Genomic DNA, 2558 nt, shown 5'->3' with positions numbered 1-2558 from the left:
GAGAGCGTGTGGCTGGCGTCGACGTCGATCTCGTTCGACATTTCGGGGCTGGAGCTGTTCCTGCCGCTGGTCACCGGCGGGTGTGTGGTGATGGCGTCGAGCGGTGAGGCCAGGGACGCTGAGGCGCTGGCCGGCCTGGTCAGCAGGAACGAGATCACGCATGTGCAGTTGACGCCGTCGGGTTGGCGGCTGTTGCTCGCGGCCGGTTTCGCTGATGAAGCGGTGACGGCGCTGGTGGGTGGCGAAGCCTGTTCGCCGGAGCTGGCGCGTGAGCTGCGTGCCAGGAGTCAGCGTCTGGTGAACGTGTACGGCCCGACGGAGACGCGGTTCGTGCCGAGCCCGTTCGGTCCGGCCGGTTCCCGGCTCTACCGCACCGGTGACCTGGTGCAGCGCCTGCAGGACGGTTCGCTGGACTATCTGGGTCGTATCGACACCCAGGTCAAGGTGCGCGGTTACCGCATCGAGCTCGGCGAGATCGAAGCGGTTCTGCGGGCTCACGCGGCGGTGCGGGACACCGTGGTCTCCGCTCGTGAGGATCAGGCGGGCGACAAGACCCTGGTCGCCTACGTGGTCGCCGACACCGCCTTCGATGCGGCTGACCTGCGGCGTCACCTCGGGTCGAGTCTGCCGGAGTACATGGTCCCGGCGGCGTTCGTGGAGATCGACCGGATCCCGCTGACCAACAGCGGCAAGGTCGACCACCGCGCCCTGCCGGCTCCCGAGGCGGAGATGTTCTCGGCGAGCGACTACGTCGCCCCGCGCACCCCGCTGGAGGAGCGGCTGGCCGCGATCTGGTCCGACGTCCTGGGCGTGGAACGGGTCGGTGTCGAGGACAGCTTCTTCGACCTCGGCGGCGACTCCATCCGGTCCGTCCGCCTGGTCGGTGCGCTGCGCGCCGCCGGCTACGAGGTGTCGGTGCGCGACGTGTTCGAGCACCGAAGCGTCGGAGCACTCGCGGTCCAGCTGTCGGGGCAGGTGGCCGGTGAGTCGCTGATCGCCGCGGTCGAGCCGTTCGCGCTGATCAGCGACGAGGACCGGGCCGCGCTGCCCGAGGACGTGGTCGACGCCTACCCGCTGTCGCAGATCCAGACCGGCATGCTGGTGGAAATGCTGGCCACCCTCGACAGGGGTGAGGACCAGGTCGCCTACCACAACATCAACTCGTTCCGCATCCCGGACGCGCGGCCCTTCTCGGCCGAGGCCCTGCGGGCAGCGGTGGGCGTGGTGGCGAGCCGCCACGACGTCCTGCGCACGTCGATGCACCTGAGCGGGTACTCGCAGCCGCTGCAGCTGGTGCACGCCGACGCCGAACTGCCGCTGACCGTCCGGGACCTGCGCGAGCTGCAGGCCGTGGAACAGCGCGAGGCACTCCGCGCGTTCGCCTACGAGGAGTGCGCGGCGCCGTCGGACCTGACGAGCACCTCCCTGATGAGGCTCGCCGTACACCTGGAGTCGAACGAGACGTGGCGGCTGACCTTCAGCTACAACCACGCCATCGCCGAGGGCTGGACCATCAACACCCTGGCGATGGAGATCGTCGCGTGCTACCAGCACCTGCGCGACGGCCGTGAGCTGCCCGAGTACGAGGCGCCCTCGGTCCGTTACGCCGACTTCGTCGCGGCGGAGCTGGAGTCGCTCGGCAGCGACGTCGACCGGTCCTTCTGGCGGGAGGTGGTCGATGAGCACGCTCCCTTGCGGATTCCGGCAGCCTGGTCGGAGGCCACCGACTCCCTGCGCGAGCACCGGGTGCTGGGTATGCACCTCAACACGGTGCCGTTCCCGGCGGTCCGGCCGGCGGGCACCTGGCGCCAGCTGGTGGAGCAGGTGTACGCGCAGGAAGCGGAGATCTGGGTACACCGCCGCTATCCGCTCCCGGCCATCCAGCGCGAGACCGACAGCGGTGGCCGTCTGCTCTCGGTGATGTTCGAGCACCAGAACTTCCACCAGGTCGATGCGGCCACCGTCGGCACCGGGTCCGACGGGCAGGGTGGCGGCACCGACTTCGCACTGAGCGTCGTGACAACGCAGGGCGACATCAACCTGGCTACGTCGACCGACGTGATCAGCCGGAGTGGGCTGGCGATGCTCGTGCGTCGGTGGCGTGTCTTCCGGAGGGTTCGTGGGGTCGTGCGGCAGGTGAGGTCGTCGAGTGGTCGGGCGGCAGCACGCTGGAGTTGTTCGAGGCTCGCGCGTTGTCGGCTCCGGGGTCGGCTGCCGTGGTGTTCGGTGGCGAGCGGGTGACGTTCGGGGAGCTGGAGGAGCGTGCGAACCGGCTGGCGCGTCATCTGCGTGGGCTGGGTGTGGATGCCGGTGCGGTGGTGGGCGTGTGCCTGGACCGGGGCCCGGGTGTGCTGGTGGCGATGCTGGCGGCATGGAAGACCGGCGCCGCGTATGTGCCGGTGGATCCGGGGCTGCCGGGTGAACGCCGCGCGTACATGCTCACCGACGCGGGCGTGACCGTCCTGATCACCGAGTCCGGTGTGGACGCTGCGGAGTTCGGCGGGCGTCGGGTGCTGCTGGACGCGGACGCGGAGGCGATCGCCGGTGAGTCGGCGGAG

At 69.9% G+C, this 2558-nt stretch carries 2 protein-coding genes; both read left to right on the top strand.

The window, feature by feature from the left end; all coding sequences use genetic code 11:
• Positions 1-2241: condensation domain-containing protein (locus IO33_RS45330; RefSeq protein ID WP_157858084.1), on the top strand; the 2241-nt coding region annotated here is incomplete at its 5' end.
• Positions 2220-2558: AMP-binding protein (locus tag IO33_RS51590; RefSeq protein ID WP_245236075.1), on the top strand; the 339-nt coding region annotated here is incomplete at its 3' end. The genes IO33_RS45330 and IO33_RS51590, both read left to right, overlap by 22 nt.

Source organism: Streptomyces durhamensis, from assembly GCF_000725475.1.
Lineage (GTDB): Bacteria > Actinomycetota > Actinomycetes > Streptomycetales > Streptomycetaceae > Streptomyces > Streptomyces filipinensis.
The sequence above is the reverse complement of the archived record's forward strand: the minus strand, read 5'-3'. Positions and strand labels throughout refer to the sequence as shown.